Source organism: Pseudomonas emilianonis (assembly GCF_023072625.1).
GTDB lineage: Bacteria > Pseudomonadota > Gammaproteobacteria > Pseudomonadales > Pseudomonadaceae > Aquipseudomonas > Aquipseudomonas paraveronii.
Genome location: NZ_JAKNRV010000503.1, coordinates 1 through 2,945 on the forward strand (window position 1 = coordinate 1; position 2,945 = coordinate 2,945).

The window sequence follows — 2,945 nt, forward strand, 5'->3', positions numbered from 1 at the left end:
GATGTCACCGCGCATCGGTCGAAAGGTAGGCCCACCCCAAATGAAGAAGAGCACCGCAGGCGAGTCCGAGGGCATAGCTGGCCAGACTCGACACATCCCGGGCAGTGCCGGGCGCCTGCACCCTTCCTCGCCTTTACCCGTCATCCCCTCCGCCCTACCAGATCAGAGGTGCAGATGAGCATAAGCAGCTCCTACGTTATTTGTTTGCTCCGTTACGACCCATCCGACGGCGCTATGTACTGGAAGTCCAGGCAGGCGCATCAAGTCAACCACCCCGAACTGCTTGATCTCTGGAACAGAAAATACGCTGGCAAGCGAGCTGGCTCGTACAACAGAGACGGCTACGAGGTGATACGGGTTGGCGTAGATCAATTTCGCGCCAACCGGCTCGTTTGGGAGCTGCATCACGGGCCTATCCCGGATGGCATGCAGATAGATCACATAAATGGCGATCGCCGGGACAACCGTGCCGCCAACCTTCGCGCGGTCACAGCTGCCGAAAACAACAAGAACATGAGGCTTTCCCACCGAAACACTAGCGGGATTCACGGGGTCTTCTTCGTCCACTGTGACAACAGATTCCAAGCCCACATAGTCGTCGATAGGAAGCACATCTACCTCGGCTATCACAAAACCCTAATTGACGCTGTGGCTGCAAGGAAATCGGCAGAGCTTCGCCACGGGTTCCACCCCAATCACGGCCGTTGAGCCACCGCCTAACCAGGTGAACCAACAAAAAACGGAGCAAGCCATGAGCAAGCAGCCAAGCAAGATCCAATACGCCTACCAGATATTCAAACCATCCAGCCTGGATGCCCACTTCGGTGGAGGGTTCAACTCTCGCGTTCAAGGCGTTGAGCTTGCTGACGCCATCGACGGCGCCTACAAGGCGGAGCGGATGCAGGGCTGGTGGAAGGCTGACGAAATGATCAAGGCCGGCCAGATCTACTTCATCCACCCCTTCCCGCACGGTCGGTGCAAGCAGACCGGATTCGTCTATGGCGGCACCTGGGCCTGCAACACCTGCCGCACTGATGGCTTCCAGAAGCCTTGGTGGGCCGTCCGCGTGATGAAGGACGGCAGCGCGTGGTGCGTGGCGGGCGAAGGCTTTGAAGACCTGCAATCGTCTTCCAATTACGCATTCGGCGATACCCGCGAAGAAGCACTCAACGCCTACGCCGAACTGATGAATCAGCCTGTCGCCGCCTAACCAGGTGAACCAACGAATGGAGAGAGTCATGAGCGATATCAAACCGATCCACGCGAATAGCCGTGACGGCGGTGACGCTTACCGGATGCTGAACCTGATCCACGTCATGGCCGGAATGCTGGCCAACGAACCAAAGAAGCACTTCACCCTGGCTCGTACCAATAGCGACCCGCAGTACGGCCCGATCACTACCGTCTGGACGAATGGAATCATCGATGTAGAGGCGCGGACTTGGCGTGATCAGTATCCGGCTTACCACGAATACTCGATGACGCGAGTAGTCACCCTGCCCACCGAATAACGCCACCCTGGAGGCGACCATGAACCAAAGTCACCACGCTTACTGCGACGTAGCGCTCGCAATGAACCAGCGCCGCAACATGGCCTTGGCGCTTTGCCTCGGCCTGGTCGGCTCCAGCGCACCGAAGACGTCGCCGTTGTTTCGGGTGATCCCGGCCGGCAATGAGTTCTTCCACGTCGTCGACTCGTCCACCGGCAAGGTGAAGGGCTTCCGCCGTAACCACAACGATGCCTGCGCCCTCGCCCGGCGCCTGGAGACTCGCCATGCCAACTAGCTACGCGGATAGCGCCCAGGCCAGGGAATCAGACAGGCGCTGGGACTTACCAAACTTCGGCAAAGTCCAGTACGCCGACCTGTTCCACGAGTACACGGTTGACGACTTGGCAGAGCGCAATGTGCGCCGACTCAAAGAGCGGGCCAGCCTAAAGCTCCGCATCGGAGCCGCTATGGCGCAGATGGAATTGATCTGCCCACCAGTAGGAGGTGTTGAATGAACACTGCACAGCGAGACCATCAGATAGCTGTGGGCTGGATAGATGCCGAGATCGAAACCCTACTTCGCGACGTAGGAAAGCCTAACGCCAGCTCGGCAGCCCGATCATCCATCACCCTGGCATTCATGCTGCGAGCCATCGACGAAGCCGAGCATCGGCATTACCAGGCGCGTATCGACAAGATTTACGCCACCTACAACGCCTCGCTCTCTTCCGCCGCATAACCCCGCCAAACCAAACCATTTTTAATGCCGCGCCAAGCGCTGCGAGGGATCGTCATGTCCAAAAATACTGAACTGGCTGTCGTGCCGCCCAAGGAGACGGCACTCGCAGTCTTCTCCGCCGAGAAGGGCCTGGAGCCATGGCTGCAAAAGATTCGGGACGAAGTGCGGGCATTCGTACCCGACACCAGCACCGCGAAAGGGCGAGCAGCAATCGCCTCGATCGCCTTCAAGGTTGCCAAGTCACGCACCGCCCTGGACGACGCCGGCAAGAAACTGGTAGCCGAGCTGAAGGAAGTGCCGAAGCTGATCGACGCCGAGCGCAAGCGGATGCGCGAATCCCTGGAGGCGCTTCAGGAAGAGGTCCGCCGGCCACTGAACGAATGGCAGGCTGCAGAAGACGCCCGGGTAGCTCGGCACCATGCGGTGATCGGGCATATCGAGAACACCGACACCGCCGGTATGAGCGCGGCCCTGATCAGCACCAAGATCCAGGACCTCGATAGCTGCGAGATCAATCAGGAGCTGGAAGAGTTCGAGGCTGACGCGCACCGAGCGAAGGCTGCGTCATTGGTGGTCCTGCGCCAGGCATTGGAAGACCAAGAGAAGGTCGAGGCGGAACAGGCGGAGCTGATCAAGCTGCGCGCGGAGAAGGAGGCGCAGGAGCAGAAAGACCGCGAAACACGCATCGCACAGGAAGCGGCTGACAAGGCTCGTAT

At 59.3% G+C, this 2,945-nt stretch carries 6 protein-coding genes and 1 pseudogene; all 7 read left to right on the forward strand.

Features of this window, described 5'->3' with window-relative positions; all coding sequences use genetic code 11:
* Positions 1–426 precede the first annotated feature (426 nt).
* Positions 427–708, forward strand: coding sequence for an HNH endonuclease (locus L9Z73_RS31660; protein WP_430624322.1), 282 nt, complete (start codon positions 427–429; stop codon positions 706–708).
* Between the two features lie 43 nt (positions 709–751).
* Positions 752–1,210, forward strand: coding sequence for a hypothetical protein (locus tag L9Z73_RS28350; protein ID WP_247408086.1), 459 nt, complete (start codon positions 752–754; stop codon positions 1,208–1,210).
* A 28-nt stretch (positions 1,211–1,238) separates the two neighbouring features.
* The gene (locus tag L9Z73_RS28355) at positions 1,239–1,511 is read left to right on the forward strand and encodes a hypothetical protein (protein ID WP_247408088.1); all 273 of its coding nucleotides are present in this window, start codon (positions 1,239–1,241) and stop codon (positions 1,509–1,511) included.
* Between the two features lie 19 nt (positions 1,512–1,530).
* Positions 1,531–1,785, forward strand: coding sequence for a hypothetical protein (locus L9Z73_RS28360; RefSeq protein ID WP_430624321.1), 255 nt, complete (start codon positions 1,531–1,533; stop codon positions 1,783–1,785).
* Entirely contained in the window at positions 1,775–2,005 is a 231-nt protein-coding gene (locus L9Z73_RS28365) for a hypothetical protein (protein WP_247408089.1), read from the forward strand. Before L9Z73_RS28360 ends, L9Z73_RS28365 begins: the two co-directional genes overlap by 11 nt.
* On the forward strand, positions 2,002–2,229 hold the full coding sequence (locus tag L9Z73_RS28370) for a hypothetical protein (RefSeq protein WP_247408092.1): 228 nt from the start codon (positions 2,002–2,004) through the stop codon (positions 2,227–2,229). Before L9Z73_RS28365 ends, L9Z73_RS28370 begins: the two co-directional genes overlap by 4 nt.
* A 54-nt stretch (positions 2,230–2,283) precedes the next feature.
* Positions 2,284–2,945 (forward strand): annotated as a pseudogene (locus L9Z73_RS28375) (hypothetical protein); the annotation flags it as partial.